The sequence below is a fragment of the Mycobacterium sp. KBS0706 genome, from assembly GCF_005938675.2.
Taxonomy (GTDB): Bacteria; Pseudomonadota; Alphaproteobacteria; order DSM-16000; family Inquilinaceae; genus Inquilinus.
Genome location: NZ_VCCH02000042.1, coordinates 42,849 through 63,077, shown reverse-complemented (window position 1 = coordinate 63,077; position 20,229 = coordinate 42,849). Strand labels below are relative to the sequence as shown.

19 protein-coding genes are annotated in these 20,229 nt (G+C 71.6%); 13 read left to right on the top strand and 6 right to left on the bottom strand.

Translation table 11 applies throughout. From position 1 onward, the window contains the following. The first annotated feature begins 131 nt into the window (after positions 1–131). The 7 genes from FFK22_RS22385 (at position 132) to FFK22_RS22355 (ending at position 8,710) form a co-directional block, all read left to right on the top strand. Positions 132–557, top strand: coding sequence for a GNAT family N-acetyltransferase (locus FFK22_RS22385; RefSeq protein WP_138889154.1), 426 nt, complete (start codon positions 132–134; stop codon positions 555–557). 93 nt (positions 558–650) lie between these two features. Next, positions 651–1,598, top strand: a complete 948-nt coding sequence (ftsY, locus tag FFK22_RS22380; protein ID WP_138889155.1) for a signal recognition particle-docking protein FtsY — start codon at positions 651–653, stop codon at positions 1,596–1,598. Then, entirely contained in the window at positions 1,595–3,058 is a 1,464-nt protein-coding gene (locus FFK22_RS22375) for an AMP nucleosidase (RefSeq protein WP_138889156.1), read from the top strand. Before ftsY ends, FFK22_RS22375 begins: the two co-directional genes overlap by 4 nt. Positions 3,059–3,062: 4 nt before the next feature. Then, a complete protein-coding gene (locus FFK22_RS43935) occupies positions 3,063–4,901 on the top strand; it encodes an NUDIX hydrolase (RefSeq protein WP_138889157.1) in 1,839 nt (612 codons plus the stop codon). Further along, a complete protein-coding gene (locus FFK22_RS22365) occupies positions 4,898–5,629 on the top strand; it encodes an SDR family oxidoreductase (protein ID WP_138889225.1) in 732 nt (243 codons plus the stop codon). Before FFK22_RS43935 ends, FFK22_RS22365 begins: the two co-directional genes overlap by 4 nt. A gap of 124 nt (positions 5,630–5,753) precedes the next feature. Continuing rightward, positions 5,754–7,988: a hypothetical protein gene (locus FFK22_RS22360; protein WP_221938775.1), complete on the top strand. Its 2,235-nt coding sequence runs from the start codon at positions 5,754–5,756 to the stop codon at positions 7,986–7,988. Positions 7,989–7,990: 2 nt separating this feature from the next. Then, a complete protein-coding gene (locus FFK22_RS22355) occupies positions 7,991–8,710 on the top strand; it encodes a DUF3142 domain-containing protein (protein WP_138889226.1) in 720 nt (239 codons plus the stop codon). On the opposite strand, the gene FFK22_RS22350 is transcribed toward FFK22_RS22355, so the two are convergent. Continuing rightward, positions 8,707–9,192 carry a GNAT family N-acetyltransferase gene (locus FFK22_RS22350; RefSeq protein ID WP_138889158.1) on the bottom strand — a complete coding sequence of 162 codons (486 nt, stop codon included), beginning with the start codon at positions 9,190–9,192 and terminating at the stop codon, positions 8,707–8,709. The two genes, FFK22_RS22355 and FFK22_RS22350, sit on opposite strands and share 4 nt — an antisense overlap. A gap of 54 nt (positions 9,193–9,246) precedes the next feature. Here FFK22_RS22350 and FFK22_RS22345 point away from each other — a divergent pair, with 54 nt between their 5' ends. After that, a complete protein-coding gene (locus FFK22_RS22345; protein WP_221938773.1) occupies positions 9,247–10,308 on the top strand; it encodes an ElyC/SanA/YdcF family protein in 1,062 nt (353 codons plus the stop codon). A 122-nt stretch (positions 10,309–10,430) separates the two neighbouring features. Then, positions 10,431–11,324, top strand: a complete 894-nt coding sequence (locus FFK22_RS22340; protein ID WP_138889159.1) for a DMT family transporter — start codon at positions 10,431–10,433, stop codon at positions 11,322–11,324. On the opposite strand, the gene FFK22_RS22335 is transcribed toward FFK22_RS22340, so the two are convergent. The 5 genes from FFK22_RS22335 to FFK22_RS44505 form a co-directional block, all read right to left on the bottom strand. Next, positions 11,321–12,226 carry a DMT family transporter gene (locus FFK22_RS22335; RefSeq protein WP_138889160.1) on the bottom strand — a complete coding sequence of 302 codons (906 nt, stop codon included), beginning with the start codon at positions 12,224–12,226 and terminating at the stop codon, positions 11,321–11,323. The two genes, FFK22_RS22340 and FFK22_RS22335, sit on opposite strands and share 4 nt — an antisense overlap. 188 nt (positions 12,227–12,414) lie before the next feature. Beyond that, positions 12,415–12,849 carry a cupin domain-containing protein gene (locus FFK22_RS22330; RefSeq protein ID WP_138889161.1) on the bottom strand — a complete coding sequence of 145 codons (435 nt, stop codon included), beginning with the start codon at positions 12,847–12,849 and terminating at the stop codon, positions 12,415–12,417. After that, on the bottom strand, positions 12,846–13,448 hold the full coding sequence (locus FFK22_RS22325; RefSeq protein WP_138889162.1) for a glutathione S-transferase: 603 nt from the start codon (positions 13,446–13,448) through the stop codon (positions 12,846–12,848). The genes FFK22_RS22330 and FFK22_RS22325 overlap by 4 nt, the downstream gene beginning before the upstream one ends. A gap of 24 nt (positions 13,449–13,472) precedes the next feature. Beyond that, positions 13,473–14,243 carry a hydroxyacylglutathione hydrolase gene (gene gloB, locus FFK22_RS22320; RefSeq protein WP_138889163.1) on the bottom strand — a complete coding sequence of 257 codons (771 nt, stop codon included), beginning with the start codon at positions 14,241–14,243 and terminating at the stop codon, positions 13,473–13,475. Between the two features lie 120 nt (positions 14,244–14,363). Then, the gene (locus FFK22_RS44505) at positions 14,364–16,256 is read right to left on the bottom strand and encodes a DNA/RNA non-specific endonuclease (protein WP_138889164.1); all 1,893 of its coding nucleotides are present in this window, start codon (positions 16,254–16,256) and stop codon (positions 14,364–14,366) included. Positions 16,257–16,362: 106 nt separating this feature from the next. On the opposite strand from FFK22_RS44505, the gene FFK22_RS22310 reads away from it, so the two are divergent. The 4 genes from FFK22_RS22310 (at position 16,363) to FFK22_RS22295 (ending at position 20,224) form a co-directional block, all read left to right on the top strand. Continuing rightward, positions 16,363–17,124: a methyltransferase domain-containing protein gene (locus FFK22_RS22310; RefSeq protein WP_138889165.1), complete on the top strand. Its 762-nt coding sequence runs from the start codon at positions 16,363–16,365 to the stop codon at positions 17,122–17,124. 177 nt (positions 17,125–17,301) lie between these two features. Then, positions 17,302–18,165, top strand: coding sequence for a chorismate mutase (locus FFK22_RS22305; protein WP_138889166.1), 864 nt, complete (start codon positions 17,302–17,304; stop codon positions 18,163–18,165). Positions 18,166–18,173: 8 nt separating this feature from the next. Then, a complete protein-coding gene (hisC, locus tag FFK22_RS22300; protein ID WP_186002587.1) occupies positions 18,174–19,277 on the top strand; it encodes a histidinol-phosphate transaminase in 1,104 nt (367 codons plus the stop codon). Next, entirely contained in the window at positions 19,274–20,224 is a 951-nt protein-coding gene (locus FFK22_RS22295; RefSeq protein ID WP_138889167.1) for a prephenate/arogenate dehydrogenase family protein, read from the top strand. The genes hisC and FFK22_RS22295 overlap by 4 nt, the downstream gene beginning before the upstream one ends. Positions 20,225–20,229 lie beyond the last annotated feature (5 nt).

The following is a 20,229-nucleotide window of genomic DNA, read 5'->3' as shown; positions in this document are numbered from 1 at the left end:
TTTCAGTCCCGGAGGCAGATGGGTTGCAACCCTTTTCTGCGGGTCGGCCCGTGCTTTTCCGGACGGTGGAAACCGGAGCCCCTGGTCTAGGATCGGCCGCGTCGGCATCGCGGATAGGGATCGGCAGCACTATGGACATACGGCCTGCCACGGCGGCGGACGCCCCGGCGCTGGCGCCCCTGATGGCCGAACTGGGCTATCCGACCACGGCGGAGGAGATGGCGGCGCGGCTGGAAGTCCTGCGCGGCCGAGCGGACTTCGCCACCTTCGTGGCGGAGGCGGACGGCGCCGTCGCCGGCATGGTCGGCGTCACGGTGTCGCCCTCCCTCTACCGCAGCGACCTGCTGGGCGCGATCGTCGCCCTGGTGGTCTCCTCCGAGTTCCGCGGCCGCGGCATCGCTGCCCGGCTGGTCGAGCGCGGCGAGCAGTGGCTGCGCGACGCCGGCACCCGGCGCGCGACGGTCAATCCCAGCATCCATCGTGCAGAGGCGCACCGGCTGTATGAGCGGCTCGGCTACGCGGCCACGGGCGTGCGATTCTCCAAGGCGCTCGGCTGACCGGATGCCCCCGCCCGCGGCGCCCCTGCCCCGCGCGGCGCCGACTTACGGAGGTCACATGCGGCGTGTTAAGAAGCGCGCATGACAGACCCAATGACCGATAACGGCGCAGGGGCGCCGAAAAAAGGGTGGTTCACCCGACTGAAGGAGGGGCTGTCGCGCTCCTCCGCCAAGCTGACCGACGGCATCAGCAGCATCTTCACCAAGCGCAAGCTGGACGATGCGACGCTGGAAGAGCTGGAGGAGCTGCTGATCCAGGCCGATCTCGGCCCGGCCACCGCTGCCAAGCTGACCGCCGAGCTGGCCCGCACCCGCTTCGGCAAGGAGGTGACGGATGACGAGGTCCGCCGCGCCCTGGCCGACCATGTGGCGCAGATCCTGCGCCCGGTGGCCAAGCCGCTGACCCTGTCGCCCGGGCGCAAGCCGCAGGTGGTGCTGGTGGTCGGGGTCAACGGCACCGGCAAGACCACCACCATCGGCAAGCTGGCCAAGCAGTGGCGCGAGGCCGGCAAGTCCGTGATGATCGCCGCCGGCGACACCTTCCGCGCCGCCGCGGTGCACCAGCTGCAGGTCTGGGGCGAGCGCTCCGGCTGCCCGGTGGTCACCGCCGCTCCCGGTGCCGACGCCGCCGGCCTGTCCTTCGACGCCCTGACCCGGGCCAGGGCCGAGGGCCGCGACGTGCTGCTGATCGACACTGCCGGCCGGCTGCAGAACAAGGACAATCTGATGGCCGAGCTGGCCAAGATCATCCGCGTGCTGAAGAAGATCGATCCGACGGCGCCGCACGACGTGCTGCTGGTGCTGGACGCGACCACCGGCCAGAACGCGCACAGCCAGGTCGAGGTGTTCCGCGACATGGTTTCGGTCACAGGGCTGGTCCTGACCAAGCTGGACGGCAGCGCCCGCGGCGGCGTGCTGGTGGCCCTGGCCGAGCGCTTCGGCCTGCCGGTGCACGCGATCGGCGTCGGCGAGAGCATCGACGACCTGCGGCCCTTCGACCCCGACCAGTTCGGCCGGTCGCTGATGGGAGTCGAGGCATGAGCAAGACCCCCCAGACCTTCGCGCCGGAGCAGTTCCGGGATGCCGCCGAGGCCGTGGCCCGGCTGCACGCGATCTACGACGCCAACACCGGCCTGCTGCGCGATGCCTTCCGCGCCTATTCCCGCGGCGAAGAGCCGCCGGCGCGAGTGCGCGCCTGCTACCCCTATCTCTCGGTCACGGTGGAGGATTTCAGCCGGGCCGACACCCGCCTGTCCTACGGCTTCGTCGACCGGCCGGGCACCTTCACCAGCACCATCACCCGGCCGACGCTGTTCCACCGCTACCTGACCGAGCAGATCGGCCAGATCATCCACAACCACCATGTGCCGGTCGAGGTCGGGGTCAGCGACACGCCGATCCCGATCCACTTCGCCTTCCCCGACGGCATGCATGTCGAGGGCGACCTGACCCGCGAGCGCATGCTGCACATGCGGGCGGTGTTCGACCTGCCGGACCTGGCGATGATGGACGACAGCATCGTCAACGGCACCGCGCTGATCCCGCCGGGCGAGCCGCATCCGCTGGCGCTGTTCACGGCGCCGCGGGCGGACTATTCGCTGTTCCGGCTGAAGCACTACACCGCCACCGGCTGCGATCATTTCCAGAACTTCGTCCTGTTCACCAACTACCAGTTCTACATCGACGAGTTCATCCGCATCGCCTATGAGCTGATGCAGGGCGACGGCGGCGGCTACGACGCCTTCGTCGAGCCCGGCGACCGCGTCACCATGCCCGGCGGGCGGGCCCGCGGCGCCCCGGCGGCGCGGCTGCCGCAGATGCCGGCCTACCACCTGACCCGGCCGGACCATTCCGGCATCACCATGGTCAACATCGGCGTCGGCCCGTCCAACGCCAAGACCATCACCGACCACATCGCGGTGCTGCGGCCGCATGCCTGGATCATGCTGGGCCACTGCGCCGGCCTCAGGAACACCCAGAAGCTGGGCGACTACGTCCTGGCCCATGGCTATGTCCGCGAGGACCACGTGCTGGACGCCGACCTGCCGGTCTGGGTGCCGGTGCCGGCCCTGGCCGAGATCCAGGTGGCGCTGGAGCGCGCGGTCGGCGAGGTCACCGGCCTGAGCGGCTACGGCTTGAAGAGCGTGATGCGCACCGGCACGGTCGCCACCATCGACAACCGCAACTGGGAGCTGCGCGACTATCGCGAGCCGGTGCAGCGCTTCAGCCAGAGCCGCGCCATCGCGCTGGACATGGAGAGCGCGACCATCGCCGCCAACGGCTTCCGTTTCCGGGTGCCCTACGGCACGCTGCTCTGCGTCTCCGACAAGCCGCTGCATGGCGAGCTAAAGCTGCCGGGCATGGCCGACGCCTTCTACAAGCAGCAGGTCGGCCAGCACCTGCAGATCGGCATCCGCGCCATGGAGCGGCTGCGCGAGCTGGGGCTGGAACAGCTGCACAGCCGCAAGCTGCGCAGCTTCGCCGAAGTGGCCTTCCAGTAGGTCGATGCCCCAGGACACACGCACGTCTCTCAACATAGATCGGCCGAGGATCGGGGTCGGCGCCGTGGTCTGGCGCGACGACCGGCTGCTGCTGATCCAGCGCGGCAAGGCGCCCCAGGCCGGGCAGTGGAGCATCCCGGGCGGCAGCCAGGAGCTGGGCGAGACCCTGTTCGAGGCCGCGCTGCGCGAGACCCGCGAGGAGGCCGGGGTCGAGGCCGAGGCGATCGGCATCGTCACCGCGGTCGATTCGATCCACCGCGACGCCGCGGGCGGGGTCGAGTGGCACTACACCATCATCGACGTCGAGGCCGAGTGGCGGTCCGGCGAGCCCGTGGCCGGCGACGACGCCGCCCAGGCGCGCTGGGCGACGCTGGAGGAGGCCGATGCGCTGATCGAATGGCCGGAGCTGCGTCGGGTGCTGCACCTGTCGGCGCGGCAGCGGGCGCAGCGCCGGCGCGGACCGGTGCGGCTGAAGCCGCGGCCCGACCTGATGCGGCTGATGCGCACCCCCTTGGGCCGGCTGGTGGCACGGCCCTGGTTCGACGGCATGTCGCTGGCGCTGCTGCGCGGCTGGTTCCTGCCGGCGTCGCGCAGCCTGGCCGCGGCGGTGGTCTCGGACGGCGACCTGCGCCGCTTCTGCGCCGAGCTGGACATCCCGCCCGACGCCCTGGGCAAGCGGCCGGTCTGGCTGGGCCGGACCCTGCGCGACGTCGCCCGCCTGACCGAGCAGCACCGCCAGGCCGACGCCGAATGGCAGCGCCTGCTGTTCTCCACCACCGCGCCCCTGGCCGATGCGGTGGCGGCGGAGGAGGCGCGGCTGGATGCCGCCTCGGCCCTGACCACCAGCCGGCTGCGCTTCGCCCTGTTCGGCAACAACCGCAAGATCCCGGCCTGCCGCTGGGCGATCCCGACCGAGGCGGAGGTCGAGGCCCGGCACGGCGCCCGGCTGGCCGATCCGGAGAATGCCTATCGCCTGCCCGAGACGCTGCCGGCGGTAACCGAGACACGGCGGCTGCCGAGCGAGCTGGGCACCGACCACTGGCTGACCTTCCCGACGCCCGACCCGGCGGCGGAAAGCCCGTGCTGGGCCCGGGTGTTCACCCCGAGCAACGCGGTCGACCCGCCGACCGTGATCCATCTGCACGGCGTCTGCATGGAGCCGGACCATCTGCGCGGGCCGCTGAGCGAAATCGAATCCCTGGTCCGCCGCGGCCTGCGCGTGGTGCTGGTCGAGGCGCCCTGGCACGGCCGGCGCAAGCGCCCGGGCACCTATGCCGGCGAGCCGATGGTGGCGTCGACGCCGCTCGGCGCGCTCGACCACCTGTCGGCGGCGGTGCGCGAGGTCGGCATCCTGACCCGGTGGGCCCGGCAGACCAGCCGCGGCGCGGTGGGCTGGACCGGCATCAGCTTCGGCGCCCTGACGGCGCAGCTGGCCGCCACCCATTGCGGCGGCTGGCCGGCCGATTGCCGGCCGGACGCGCTGCTGCTGTTCACCACCTCGGAGGGGATCGAGGAGATCGCCCTCGGCGGGTCCTTCGCCCGCGCCTTCGGGCTGGACCGGGCGCTGACGGCCGCCGGCTGGACCGAGGCGGCGCTGAGCCGCTGGCGCCCGCTGACCGACCCGGTCGAGCGGCCGCAGATGGACACCGGCAACGTCTTCATGGTGCTGGGCAGCAAGGACGACGTCACCCCCTTTGCCGGCGGCCAGGCCATCGCCCGGCGCTGGGGCGTGCCGGAGGCGCAGGTCCATGTCCGGCCGCAGGGCCATTTCTCGGTGCCGGCCGGGCTGATGGTCGACGGCGCGCCGATCGCCGATTTCGCCGAGAGGCTGCTGTGGCTATGAGCCACGGCCTGCTCATCGTCACCGGCGGCGGCCGCGGCATCGGCGCCGCCATCGCCCGCCGGACCGCACGGGACGGCTGGGCCGTCTGCGTCAACTATCGCGCCAATGCCGCAGCTGCCGAGGACGTGGCGGCGAAGATCGTGGCCATCGGCGGCCGGGCGATCGCCCTGCCCGCCGACGTCTCGCGCGAGGACGAGATCCGGGCCCTGTTCGACGACGCCGAGGCCGCCTTCGGGCCGGTGCAGGGGCTGGTCAACAATGCCGGCATCACCGGCCGCAACGGCCTGTTGGCGGACCTGGAGGCCGAGACGCTGCGCCAGGTCGTGGACGTCAACCTGGTCGGCCCGATCCTGTGCGCGCGGGAGGCGGTGCGCCGATTCCGCGCCGCCGGGACGAAGGGGGCGATCGTCAGCCTGTCGTCGATCGCGGCGCAGACCGGCAGCCCGGGCGAATACGTCCACTACGCCGCGACCAAGGGTGCGATCGAGAGCTTCACCATCGGCCTGGGGCGCGAGCTGGCGGCCGAGGGCATCCGGGTCAATGCGGTGTCGCCGGGCATGATCCGGACCGGGATCCATGCGCCGGGGCGGCTGGAGCGGGTGACGGCGCGGATCCCCGCCGGCCGGCCGGGCGAGCCGGAGGAGATCGCCGAGGCGGTGGCCTGGCTGCTGTCGGGCGCCGCGCGCTACACCACCGCTACGGTGCTGAAGGTGGCGGGCGGCATCTGAGATCGCCTTGGCCCGGCCAAGATTTCGCCTTGGGCCGTGGACAGGATCGGGCCTGTCGGCCAGGTGGGCGATCTGATACGACCGACGGAGATGATTCCCACGGTCGCGATAGGGCGAGGGAGGAATGATGATCCGGCGCGGTTTGCTTCCGATGATGCTGCTGCTCAGCAGCGTCGGCATCCAGGCGGCCCAGGCGAGCGGCGATTTCGGCTGCGGGGTGACGTGGTCGCTGAAGCAGGACGGGCTCGACGGCTGCAACAACCTGCCCTTCCTGAGCCCGGCCAATGACAGCCGGGTCAATCTGCGCCTGCTGCTGGCCGACCAGGGGCTGGCGCCGATGCCGGACGGGCCGCCGTCGCAATACGACCGAGAGATGGGCTACGCGCTGGTGCCGTTCCCGCTCGACCGGCTGGGCCCGCAGGACGAGGCGCCGGCGGATGCACCCGCCGCCGAAGGCGGCGATGCGGCCGTGGTCGAGACCCCGCCCGCCGGCGATCCCGACCGCGCGGCGGTGGCCGAGCTGGCCCAGAAGATCGGCGTGCCGCCGGAGGCCGTGACCTCCGCCGCGACGGAGAGCAGCGGCAACCTGTTCGCCACCGGCGAAGGCAGCCGCTGCGCCAGCAATGACGACGCCGCGGCCCGCGCCTTCCTGCAGCAGCTGGTCGGCAGTGCCGACCTGCCGGGGCCCGAGCGCCTGTCGCTGGCCCGGGCGCGCCTGGCCATGCTGGGCAGCTGCAGCTGGGACGCGGCGCAGCGGGCGATGCTGGTGCCCGCCGGCGTGCAGTCGGCGCCGGGCAAGCAGTTCGCCGGTTATCTGCAGGGCGCGGTCGCCTTCTATGCCGGCGACTTCCCGCAGGCGTCGGAGGCGTTCAAGGCGCTGGAGGGCAGCGGCCAGCCCTGGCTGCAGGAGACGGCGCGCTACCTGGAAGCGCGCACCCTCTTGAACCAGGCGCAGCAGAACGCCTTCGACGAGATGGGCTATCCCAAGCTGGAGAATGTCGACCGCGCCGTGCTGGCGGAGTCGGAAAAGGCGTTCGAGGCCTATCTCCAGGCCTATCCGAACGGCCTCTACACCGCCTCGGCCCGCGGCCTGCTGCGACGGGTCTACTGGCTGGGCGACGACCCGACCCGGCTGGCCGCCGCCTATGCCGGGCTGCTGGGCAAGACCCCGGCCGACGCCGCGGCGCTCGACGCGCTGGTGCAGGAGACCGACAACAAGCTGCTGGTGTCGAAGCGCAGCGCCGATGTCACCGACCCGACGCTGCTGGCGGTGATGGACCTGATGGTGATGCGCGACAAGGGCGTCGACGCCGCCGGCGACGGCGGCCCGGTCATCAGCCTGGACACGCTGGAGCAGCAGAAGCCGCGCTTCGCCGACCGGCCGGAGCTGCACGGCTATCTGGTCGCCGCCTACCAGTTCTACGTCGCCCAATCGCCGGACGAGACGCTGAAGAGCCTGCCGGACACGGTGCCGACCGGCGCCATGAGCTTCCTCGAGTTCAGCCGCCAGACCCTGCGCGGATTCGCGCTGGAGGCCAAGGGCGACTGGGCCGGGGCGCAGGCGCTGTGGCTGCAGCTGATCCCGCTGGCGAAGCCGCTGCAGCGCGCCCAGCTGGAGCTGGCGCTGGCCATGAACTACGAGCGCGACGACAAGCTGGCCGCGGTGTTCGAGCCCGGATCGCCGGTCAAGAGCCCGGAGATCCGCCGGATCCTGCTGCGCAACCTGGCCGACCAGGCGCTGCTGCGCCAGCAGGCCAAGGCAGCGGACGCGACCGAGGAAGAGCGCCGCACCGCCCTGTTCACGCTGCTGTACAAGGACCTGATGCGCGGCCATTACCGCGGCTTCGGCACCGACCTGGCGCTGCTGCCCGACCCGCTGCCGGAGGATCCGTCGGTGCCCTGGGACCAGTCCCTGACCCTGTTCCACTGGGACGGCGCTTCGGCCGAATCCGACTACACCTGCCCGTCGATCCGGGAGATCGCGGCGACGCTGCAGAAGAGCCCGGAGAGCCCGCAGGGGCTGAACTGCCTGGGCGAGTTCGTGCTGCGCAACGGGCTGGATTTCTACGCCCTCGACCACCAGCCGGACGACCAGCAGCTGGGCGGCACCGCGACCCAGTTCCCGGGCAAGGCCTATTCCCGGCTGGACGGCTACATGAAGGTGATGGCCGACGGCAAGGCCGGCCGCACCGACCGTGCCTATGCGCTGTACCGCGCCATCAACTGCTTCGCGCCGAGCCAGAGCAATGGCTGCGGCCCGCAGGAGATCCCGCAGAACCAGCGCAAGCAGTGGTTCCAGACGCTGAAGTCGCGCTACGGCAACACGGTCTGGGCGAAGAACCTGAAATACTATTGGTGACGATGGGGCGCCTGGCGCGCTGGGCCCTGGCCGCGGCGCTATTGCTGGCGCCGCTGCCCGCCGGCGCCACCGTCGATGCCGCCGAGCACGATGCCTTCTGGCTGTGGGCGGGGGTGGCGCCGCCGCCGGTGCTGGCCCAGGCCCGGACGCTGTACATCCTGCAGGGGCAGATCGATCCCCCGCCGCGCGGCGGCCCCGGCCCCGCCCGGATGATCGCCCAGGGCATCGCCGTGCCACGGCTGCGCCAGGGCGAGGTCTGGCTGGCCTATCGCGCCCACACGCTGCGCTGGCCGCCGCAGATCCTGCCCACCATCCTGGCCCAGGCCCGGCGCTGGAAGCAGGCCGGCAATCCGGTGGTCGGCATCCAGATCGATTTCGACGCCCGCACCCGCCACCTGCAGGACTACGCGACCTTCCTGCGCGACCTCCGCACGCAGCTGCCCGCCGAGTACCGGTTGAGCATCACAGGCCTGATGGACTGGGGCAGCAACGCCGATCCGGAGGCGATCAACCAGCTGCAGGGCGTGGTCGACGAGGTGGTAGTGCAGACCTATCAGGGCCGCCGCACCATCCCGAGCTACCGGTCCTACCTGCCGCGCATCGCCCGGCTGACCCTGCCCTTCAAGATCGGGCTGGTGCAGGACGGCGAATGGGAAGCGCCGGACAGCCTGACCGCCAGCCCCTGGTTTCGGGGGTATGTGGTGTTCCTGCTGAAGCCCTAGCGCCGCGACCGTCGGTACCCGTCCAGGTCCAGCGTCATCTCCACCAGGTCCATGCCGGGGGCGAAGCCGTCCGGCACCTGCCGCGTCTGGACGAAGCCGTGGCGGGCGAAGAAGCCGCGGCTGTGCTGCGTCGTCTCGATCGCCACCGACCGGTAGGCCGGGTCGGGGGCGATGCGGTCGAGCCGTCCGGTCAGCAGCACCGTGCCCAGCCCGGCGCGGTGCCGGTCGGCGCGCACCATGCCCCAGCACAGCACCGCCACCGCTTCGTCGCCCTCGGCCGCCGCATAGCCGCCGCAGCCCAGAGCCTGGCCCGCCGCATCCTGCAGCACGAAATAGGGACCGGGCAGGTCGTCGACGAAGTCGATGAAATCCTGCCGCTCCCGTGCCGCGAAGAAGCGCGGCACGTTGCTGTCGAAGAGATCCAGGCCGAGGGCCCGGTCCTCCGGCCGCCACGGTCGGATACGAACACTGTCATCGGTCATGGGCGATTCTCCAGCCCGCGAATCTAGCGTATGAACCGGCCGAGGGAGGGCTTCATGACACAGACACGCATCATCCGTCGCATCGCCTGCGGGCTGGCCCTGCTGGGCGCGCTGACGGCGCCGGCGCTGGCCTATGACGACGCCACCGAAAGCCGGATCCGCACCCTGGTCGAGACCGGCATGCAGTACTACTGGTCCGGCGGCGACGTAAAGAAGGCCGAGGCGGAGGTGTTCAAGGGCATCACCCTGCACGGCCGCTACGACGTGGTCGAGCAGGCCTTCACCGAGGCCTCGTCGCTGGCGCCGGAGCGGCTGGATTTCCGCTATGCCGTCGCCTCGACCCAGATCATCCAGAAGAAGATCCCGGAGGCCGAGGCGACCTTGCAGGAGATCACCCGGCACGATCCGCGCGCCACCGACGCCTATGCCTGGCTGGCGGCGCTGGCCCGGGTGCGCGGCGACGCCGATGCCGCGGCGCTGGCCGACATCGCCCTGGCCGGCCTGGACCGCCCGCTGGCCGAGCGGTACCGCGCGCGCTTCGCCCGCACCGAGGCGATCTTGGCCGACCCGCCGACCGCCACCGTGCCGGCGCTGCCGGGCAAGCCGGTGATCCTGGTGCTGGGCTATGCCCTGGCCAAGGACGGCACGATGCAGCAGACGCTGCTGGACCGGCTGGACGTCGCCCTGCGCGCCGCCAACACCAACCCGACGGCCCGGCTGATCGTCACCGGCGGCCAGCCCCAGGCCGGGGTGACCGAGGCCGACCTGATGACCCGCTGGCTGGTCGAGAAGGGCGTCGACCGCGACCGCATCATCGGCGAGGACAAGGCCAAGGACACGGTCGGCAACGGCCTGAACGCGGCCTCGCTGATCAAACGCCATGGCGGCGACGCGGTCATCCTGGTGACCAGCGCCAGCCATATGCGCCGGGCGCGGGTGGTGGTCGAGGAGGCGCTGGCCCAGTACGGGCTGGACCTCGCCGTGGTGCCGGCGATCGCGCTGGACGCTCCGTCGCTGGAGGAGGCGGCGAAGGTCAGCCCCGACGAACGGCTGGTGGTGTATCGCGACCTGATGCGGACGTCCGGGCTGTGGGCGTACCCCGGCCTCCAGCAATAAGGTTCCACCCATCCCAACCTGTCATCGCCGGGCTTGACCCGGCGATCCAGAAGCTGTCGACAGTCTCTGGATGCCCGGGTCAAGCCCCGGGCATGACAATGTGAGCCAAGACCGAAACACCCATGTCCTCCGACCTCGCAGCCGTCCGGCGGGCCACGCTGATCGGCGGCACCGCCGTGCTGATGTGGGCGACGCTGGCCCTGCTGGCCACCTGGGCCAGCGCCATCCCGCCGTTCCAGCTGACCGGCATGGCCTTCGCCGTCGCCTTCCTGATCGGGCTCGGCTGGATGGCGCTGCAGGGCCGCTCGCCGCTGGCCGCCGCCCGGCAGCGGCTGGCGGTGTGGCTGCTCGGCATCGGCGGGCTGTTCGGCTATCACCTCGTCTTCTTCATGGCGCTGCGCCTGGCGCCGCCGGTCGAGGCCAACCTGATCAACTACGCCTGGCCGCTGCTGATCGTGCTGTTCTCCGCCCTGCTGCCGGGCGAGCGGCTGCGCTGGTGGCATGTCGCCGGGGCGGCGCTGGGGCTGCTCGGCGTCGTCGTGCTGATCGGGGGGCGCGGGGTGGCCTTCGACCCGCGCTTCGCCCCGGGCTACGGCGCTGCCATGCTGTCGGCGATGATCTGGGCCGGCTATTCGGTGCTAAGCCGGCGGATCGGCGCGGTGCCCACCGAGACGGTCGGCTGGTTCTGCGGCGGCACCGCCCTCTTGTCCCTGCTGTGCCACCTGGCGCTGGAGCAGACGGTGGTGCCGGACGCCACCGGCTGGGCGGCGGTGGCAGGGCTGGGCCTGGGGTCGGTCGGCCTGGCCTTCTTCGTCTGGGACCATGGGGTGAAGCGCGGCGACATCCGCGCCCTGGGCGCCTTCGCCTATGCCGCGCCGCTGCTGTCGACCCTGCTGCTGATCGCCTTCGGCCAGGGCGCCCTGACCCTGTCGGTCGGCGCCGCCTGCGCCCTGATCGTCGGCGGCGCGATCCTGGCCGGGCGCGACCTGTGGGCCCGGCGCGCCGCGGCCGCCTAGCAGAGGTCGAGCATGACGCCGGAGCGGCGGCGGGTCTCGCGCCACAGGATATAGAGGCCGCTGCCGATGACGACCGCGGCGCCGGCCATGGTGACGGCGTCGATGGTGTCGCCGAACAGCACCAGCCCGTACAGCACGCCCCAGATCATCTGGCTGTACTGGAACGGCGTCACCGCGCTGGGCGGCGCCGAGTGCAGCGCCCGGATCAGGAGGATGTGCCCGGCGGCGCTGAGCACCCCGCCGGCGGCGAGGCCGAGCAGCCCGAGCGCGTCGGGCGCCACCCAGACGAAGGGCAGGACGGCGCCGCCGCCCAGCACCATGGCCAGGAACAGGGTCGCCAGCTGGGCCGCGTCGCTTTCGCGCCGGCCGATCCTTCGCGACACGATCAGCGCGACCGAGAAGAACAGCGGCGAGGCCAGAGCCGCGGCGTGGCCGGGGTCGAACGCCGCCAGCCCCGGGCGCAGCATCACCAGGATGCCGAGGAAGCCGACGATCACCGCCGCCCAGCGGTGCCGCCCCACCGCCTCGCCCAGGACCGGCACCGAGAGCGCGGTGACCAGGATCGGCGTGGCGAACAGGAGGGCGTAGACATCGGCCAGCGGCAGCCGGCCGAAGGCCCAGGCGGCGGAGATGGCCGAGGCGGTGATCAGGGCGCTGCGCAGGAGCGTCGCGCCGGGCAGGCGCGGCCGCAGCCGGTCCCAGCCGCCCGACCGCAGGGCATGTGCGACAGCCACCGGCAGCGCGAACAGGCCGAAGAAGAAGAACAGCTCGAAGGCCGAGATGCCGCGGCTGCCGATCAGCCATTTCGACACGGCGTCGCCGGCCGAGAAGCAGGCGAAGCCGGCGACGGCGCAGGCGATGCCGACCCCGATCCGATCGGCGCCGAGGGCAAGGCTGGTCATGGATGATCCGCGGGCCGCAGCGATGCGGATGTCTTAGCAGAGGCGGGCAACGGGAACCTCGAAATTCCCGACACCGTCATTGCGAGCGCAGCGAAGCAATCCATGCGTCAGCTCATGCGGGACGATGGATTGCTTCGTCGGCTTCGCCTCCTCGCAATGACGGACTTTTCCCGTGTCCTTCTCCGCCCCTACCCCAGCTCCGGCCGCCAGTCCGGCGGGGCCAAAGTGAAGCCTTCGAAGCGGAAGGCCGGGGCGACGACGCAGCTGACCAAAGTCCAGTCGCCGAGGCTGCGCGCCGCCTGCCAATGCCCCTCCGGCACCACGCCCTGGAAGCGGTCGCCGGCCATGAGGTCGGGGCCGAGGCGCAGCACCTCGCCGGCCTGGCCGGTTTCCGCGATCGACAGCTCCAGCGGCGCGCCCGCCTGCCAAATCCAGATCTCCGGCGCGTCGACGGCGTGCCAATGCGACACCTCGCCGGCCCGCAGCAGGAAATGGATCAGCGAGGCCCGGCCACGGCCGCCTTCCGGCGGCGGATCCCGCCACAGCTCGACATAATGCCCGCCCTCCGGGTGGGGCTGCATGCCGAGCTTCGCGACGATCGCCTCCGGCGTCATCGCGCTCATGCCTGGGCGATCGTCGCGATATAGGACGGGCGCTCGGCGAAGGCCGCATGCCAGGCAGCGAGGCGCGGATGGGTCTCGCGCCAGCCCCAGTCGGCGAAGCGCAGGTCGAGATAGCCCAGCGCGCTGGCGGCGCCGATCGCGCCGATGGTCACCGGCCCGTCGAGCTCCGCCGCATCGGCCTCCATCTGGTCGAGCGACTTGCGGATCTTGGCCTTCTGGCGCTCGACCCAGGCCTCGTGCTGCTTCTCGGCCGGGCGCAGCGTGATCTCGTAGCGGATCAGCAGCGCGGCATCCATCAGCCCGTCGGCCAGGGCTTCCCAGCGCAGGGCGCGCCAGCGCGCAGGCCCCGCGGCCGGAACCAGCTTCGCCCCGTCATGCAGCGTGTCGAGATACTCGCAGATCACCGGGCTGTCGTAGAGCGGGCCGAACTCGGTCTCCAGCACCGGGATCTTGTTCAGCGGGTTGCGCGCCGACAGGCCGCTGGCCGGGTCCTCGGTGCTGGCCGGCACCACCTCGATCCGGTCCTGCAGGCCGGTCTCGTGGGCGACGATGCGGACCTTGCGGGCGAAGGGCGAGAACGGGCTGTAGAGAAGCTTCATGATCGTCCTGGGTCAGGGAAATGGTCAGAACCGGTCCTTGCGGCCGCGGATCTCGGCGAAGACGGCGACCGGGTCGGCGCCGGCCATGCCGATGGCGGCCTGCAGGTCCGGCTTGTCGGCCCGCAGGAAGGGGTTGGCCAGCTTCTCGCGGCCGAGCTGGGCCGGGATGGTGGCGGCGCCGCTCTCGCGGGCGTCGTCGACATCCTCGGCATAGGCCTGCAGCACCGGGTTGGCGCCGTCGACGGTCAACGCGAACCGGGCGTTCGACTGGGTGTATTCATGGCCGCAATAGATCCGGGTGGTGTCCGGCAGCGCCCGCAGCTTCAGCAGGCTGGACCACATCTGCGCGGGCGTGCCCTCGAGCAGGCGGCCGCAGCCGAGGGCGAACAGCGTGTCGCCGCAGAACAGCACGCCGGCATCCTCGAACCAGAAGGCGATGTGGCCGGCGGTGTGGCCGGGGACGTCGAGCACCGATCCCCGCGCGGCACCGACCATGACGTGGTCGCCCTCGGCCACGCCACGGTCGAGATCGGGGATGCGGCCCGATTCCACCGCCGGGCCGACGATCGAGGCGCCGTAGCGCTTCGCCAGCTCGTGGTTGCCGCCGACATGGTCGCCGTGATGGTGGGTGTTCAGGATCCAGTCCAGCCGGCCGCCCTTGGCCTCCAGCTTCGCCGCCACCGGGTCGGCCTCGCCGGGGTCGACGACACCGACCATGCCGGTCGAGTCGTCCTCCAGCAGATAGGCGTAGTTGTCCTTCAGGACGGGGATCAGCGTGACGCGAAGCGAGGCCATGCGTCCTCCTGGACCAAGTGTCGAAACGGGTCGGGGCAGCATAGCCGCTCCCGCCCGCTTCCGCGACCCCGCCGCGGCGGAGAGACAGGATGATCGGACGGTTACCCGCATCGGCGCCAGTCAGAGCTCGATATCCGCCAGGGTCTCGATCAGCGTCACCCGCGGCAGGGATTCGGCCACGCCGCGGCGGCCGCGCCGTGGGCGGGCGGGCTCGGCCCGGTCGTCGGCGGCCTTGAGGTCGCCGAAATCCAGGCCGGTGCGGCTTTCCAGCTCCGCGATCGGCAGCTGGTACAGCCGGAACGGCTCCAGCCCCAGCGCCTCGATCCGGTTCAGGAGGTCCTCCTGGGTCAGCAGGAAGGCCTTGGCCTTCAGCGCCCCGGCCTCGACATAGGCGACGATCTTCCAGAAGTCGCGCGGGATGGCGGTGCCGCGATAGACCGGGTCGTCGTCGCGGAACACCGGGCCGCCCAGCACCGAGACGCGGAGCTGCTCGACCTCCACCTCCTCCAGGATCGCGTTCTCGAGCAGGCCCCAGAGGCCGTTCAGCCCGGACTGGTTGTAGGCCTCGTGCTGCGGCGCGATGTTGGTGAAGTAGAAGGAGTCGCGGTTGGCCCGCGCCGCCTCTTCCGGCGGGCCCCAGACCAGGTCCTGACGCCGGGCGATATGGCCGCGGTCGAGGCGGTTGGAAGCGTAGAGGGCGTCGCCGGTCTGCCATTTCGCGTCGACCAGCGGGTCGACCGTGAACTTCAGCCCGCTGCGACTGAGCAGCCGGATCTGGCCGCCATCGACGTTCCAGGCCACCCAGCGGGCCAGGCGGCGCGACTTGCTGAGCGCCAGCGAGAAATGGGTGTGGCGGATGATGGCGGAGCCGCCGGCCTTGGCCGCATCGGTCTCCTGCGCCCGCGACATCGCCGGCAGCGGCACGGCCTTGCCGCTGAGGAACTGCGGGTCGTAGCCACCGCCGGTGGCGGCCGGCGCGGCCTGCGCCAGCTCCGGCGGGGTCGGCTCGATCTCCAGCTTCTTGAACACGGCGTCGGCGGTGCAGGCCAGGGCGAAGTCGCCCTCGCCAGCGTCGGCGCCGTCGGCCTCGCCGCCGAAATGCAGGCCCAGCATGACGTCGGCCGGGTTGCCCTTGCCGTCGAGACCGAGCCAGACCGAGCCGGAATCGCCGCCCTTGCTGATCTCGTTCTCCGCCGCCGGGCGGTCCGGGTCGGGGCCGATCTCGAAGCCGCCGATGCGCTTGAATCCGATCTGGTCGCCGTAGGACAGCTTCACCGTGGTCTCGATCCGGGTGACGATGCCCCAGGTGAGGCCGGTGGTGCGGCCGGATTTCACCACCCGGTCGCCGAGCTCCGGCCGGCCGAGCCGGGCGACCCGGACGCCGAGGTCGAGGATCTCCGGATCGACGCCGCGGCCCTCGACCCGGGCGATGGCGCAGTCGCCGGCGAGGCCGAGATGGCTGCGCACCAGCACGCCGCAGCCGTTGCTTTCGACCCGGTTGTCGTCGAACGGCCCGGGCTGGACGATGGTGTCGCCCAGGCGCCCCTGCTCGCCATGCAGCACATGCCAGTTCGACAGGATGTGCGGCCGCCCCTCCTGCCGGTCGTAGACGATGCAGCCGAGCGTGCCGGCCGTGCCCGCGGGATGGCTGACGCTGATCCCGGGCAAGAGCGGGTCGTGCCGCAGCTTGCGCTGGTCCTTGATCACCTGCGGCACCAGCTGCCAGGACGGCTTGTAGCGCCGCTCGATCACATCGGTCGGGATCGTGACGCCGTCGACCACGATGCTCTTCGGCAGCGGCGGAATGCCCTCCTCCACCAGCCCCTGGGGCGCGACCTTGCGGCCGACGGTGAACTGGATGCACAGCGCGCCGGTCGGCTTGCCGCCTTCGAGCTTCCGGCCGATGCCCACCGAGGTGACGTTCGGATGGTCGAGATAGAGATCCGCGGCCTCGCGGGCGGCCTGTTTCAGGCGCTCCGGGTCGATTCCGCGAAGCTCGGTCTTGCGGGCCATCAGGCGACTCCTGAAATATCCTATTGTGGCAGCCGACGCGGCGAGGGCTCAAACCTGCCGTCGATGCGTTATCCTAACGTGGGCCAGCCCTTGGGACGACCGACGGATGTACAGCGACGTCATCGATCTGCGCGAATTCTACGAGACCAGCCTGGGCCTGGTGGTGCGCCGCATGGTGCGCCGGCAGATCCGCCTGCTGTGGCCGGACACACAGGGCCAGATCATCCTCGGCCTGGGCTACGCCACGCCGTTCCTGCGGCCGTTCCTGGGCGAGGCCGAGCGGGTGATCGCCTGCATGCCGGCCGAGCAGGGCGTGGCCCATTGGCCGCCGGACGGCCGCGGCCTGGTGGCGCTGAGCGAGGAGACCGAGCTGCCGCTGCCCGACATGTCGGTCGATCGGGTGCTGCTGGTGCACGGGCTGGAGGCCACCGAGCAGCTGGGCGAGCTGATGCGCGAGATCTGGCGCGTGCTGAACGGCAGCGGCCGGCTGCTGGTGGTGGTGCCGAACCGGCGCAGCCTGTGGGCGCGGTCCGACCGCACCCCGTTCGGCCACGGCAAGCCCTATTCATCCAGCCAGCTGAACCAGGTGCTGCGCCAGCATCAGTTCGTGCCGGAGCGGATGGCCCGCGCCCTGTGGCTGCCGCCGACCCGGTCGCGCTTCCTGTTGTCCACCGCCCCGGTGTGGGAGGAGGTCGGCGCCCGCTGGTTCCAGCGCGTCGCCGGCACGGTGATGGTCGAGGCGTCGAAGCAGATCTACCAGCTGTCGCGCGGCAAGAAGCTCCGCGCCCGCCGGCCGGTGCTGGTCCCGGTCGGGGCGGCGCAGCCGGCCCTGGGGGTGCGGCGCGACAGCGAGGAACAGCCGGGCTAGGCGGGCGCCGGCATCGGGACGGGACAGCGGCAGCCCGGGAGCCGGCGGATCGCTCCGGGGTATGCGAAAGTCCATGTCCGCGATGCGTAAAACCCCAGATGTTTCCTTTGCTTTCGCCCCCTGCCCGTTCTACATCTGATCGCCCTCGACCCGGCAGGTTCCAGCCCGCTTCCGACGATGCCAGACACCCCCCAGACGCTCGACTCGTTGCGCCACCGGATCGACGAGATCGACGAAGCGCTGCATGACATGATCATGCAGCGGGCCGGGGTGGTGCAGGACATCGCCGCCGCCAAGAACGGCGACCCGCTGGCGATGCGTCCGGGCCGCGAGGCCACGATCCTGCGCCGGCTGGCGGACCGCCACAGCGGCGGTTTCCCGCTGCCGGAGCTGACCCGAATCTGGCGCGAGCTGATCGCCGGCTGCACCCGGATGCAGGCCCCCTTCGCCGTGGCCGTGCACGCGCCGGCGACCCAGAACGAGCTGTGGGACCTGGCGCGCGACCATTACGGCAGCCACACCCCGATGACTCCGGTGACCGGGCCGATCCAGGCGATCCGCGCGGTCCATGACGGCAGCGCCGCGGTGGCCGTGGTGCCGTGGCCGGTCGAGTCCGACAGCGATCCCTGGTGGCAGGTGCTGGTGTCGGACGACCCGCGCACGCCGCGGATCGTCGGCAGCCTGCCCTTCATCGTCACCGAGCGGCACCGCGACGAGCCGATGGCCCTGGCCGTCGCCCAGATCGATCCCGAACCGACCGGCGACGACCACGCTTTGGTCGCGGTCGAGGTCACCGGCGACATCAGCCGCAGCCGGCTGAAGCAGAGTCTCGAGGCCGTCGGCCTGCCGCCGGTGGCGTTCTGGACCCGGCCGGCCCGCAGCCCCGACGATTCCATCATCCATCTGGTCGATGTCGCCGATTTCGTCGCCGCCGGCGACGGACGGCTCGGCGCCCTTGGCGAGCGCCTGGACGAGCTGGCCCCCCGCATTCGCCTGATCGGCGGCTTCGCCACGCCGCTCGCCATCGGCCGCCGGAGCTGAGACATCCCATGACGGCGATCCAAGCCCCGCGCCCCCGCCCGGGCCTGCTCGACATCGACCCCTATATCGGCGGCGAGGCCAAGGCCGTGCCGCATCCGCAGCTGGGCCGGCCGATCCGGCTGGCCTCGAACGAGGGCGCCTTCGGCCCGAGCCCGAAGGCGACCGCGGCCTATCGCGAGCTGGGCGGCGAGATCCACCGCTATCCGGACGGCGGCTGCAGCGCCCTGCGCGCAGCCCTGGCCGCCCGCTTCGGCCTGGATGCCGACCGCATCGTCGCCGGCGCCGGGTCGGACGAGCTGATCGCGCTCCTGGCCAAGAGCTATGCCGGGCCGGGCGACGAGGTGCTGTACAGCCGGCACGGCTTCCTGATGTATCCGATCGCGGCCAAGGCGGTCGGCGCCACGCCGGTCACCGCGCCCGAGGCGGATCTCAGGACCGATGTCGACGCGCTGCTGGCCCGGGTGACGCCGCGCACCCGCATCCTGTTCCTGGCCAATCCGAACAACCCGACCGGCTACCTGCTGCCCAGGGCCGAGGTCGAGCGGCTGCACGCCGCCCTGCCGCCGGACGTGATCCTGGCGCTGGACGCCGCCTATGCCGAGTACATCGACGACCCGGAGTACAGCGCCGGTGCCGACCTGGTCGACCGGGCCGGCAACGTCGTGATGCTGCGCACCTTCTCGAAGATCTACGGCCTGGGCGCGCTGCGGCTGGGCTGGGCCTATGCCTCGGCCGGCATCACCGACATCCTGCATCGCGCCCGCGGGCCGTTCAACGTCAGCGCCGCGGCCCAGGCGGCGGGCGTGGCGGCGCTGGCCGACGAGGCCTTCATCGAGCGGAGCCGCGCCCACAACGCCGAATGGCGGCGCTGGACCGCGGCGGAGCTGGAGAAGCTGGGCCTGTCGCCGCTGCCCTCGGCCGGCAACTTCCTGCTGGTCGATTTCGGCGACCGCGACGCCGAGGCGGCCCGGCTGCATCTGAAGGACACCGGCATCCTGGTGCGCCAGATGGGCGGCTACGGCCTGCCCAGCTGCCTGCGCATCACCATCGGCACCGCGGAGGAGATGCGGGCGGTTGTCGCGGCGCTGGCCGAGCATCTGCGCGGCCGATGAGCGCGCCGGCGACCGAACCCGCGGCACCGGTCTTCCGGCGCCTGGCCCTGCTGGGCATCGGCCTGATCGGCTCCTCCGTCGCGCGCGCCGCCCGCAGGCACGGGCTGGCGGGCGAGATCGTCGGCCATGCCCGCCGCCAGGAGACCCGCGACGAGGCGATGGCTCTCGGCTTCCTCGACCGGGTCGAGGCTGACCCGGCGGCCGCCGTGGCCGGCGCCGACGCGGTGATGATCTGCGCCCCGATGGGCGCCTATGAGCAGCTGGCCAAGGCCATCGCCCCGGCCCTGGCGCCGGGCGCCGTGATCACCGATGTCGGCTCGGTCAAGGGCATGGTGGCGAAGACCATCGCCCCCTATCTGCCGGCCGGCGTGCATCTGGTGCCCGGCCATCCGATCGCCGGCACCGAGCATTCCGGCCCGTCCGCCGGCTTCGCCGAGCTGTTCATCGACCGCTGGTGCGTGCTGACGCCGGAGCCGGGCGTCGACCCGCAGGCGGTGGCCAAGGTCGAGGCGCTGTGGCGCGGCATGGGCATGATGGTCGAGCGCATGACCGCCGAGCACCATGACCGGGTGCTGGCCATCACCTCGCACATCCCGCATCTGATCGCCTACACCATCGTCGGCACCGCCTCGGACATGGAAGAGGCGACCCAGGCCGAAGTGATCCGCTTCTCGGCCGGCGGCTTCCGCGACTTCACCCGCATCGCCGGCTCCGACCCGGTGATGTGGCGCGACGTGTTCCTGACCAACAAGGACGCGGTGCTGGAGGTGCTGCAGCAATTCACCGAGGACCTGGTGCGGCTGCAGCGCGCCATCCGCCGCGGCGAGGGCGACACGCTGCAATCCTGGTTCACCCGCACCCGAGCCATCCGCCGTGGCGTCGTCGATGCCCATCAGGAGGAGATGGAGCCGGAGAAAGCGGCGCGCCTGACCAAGGACGAGGACTGACCGGC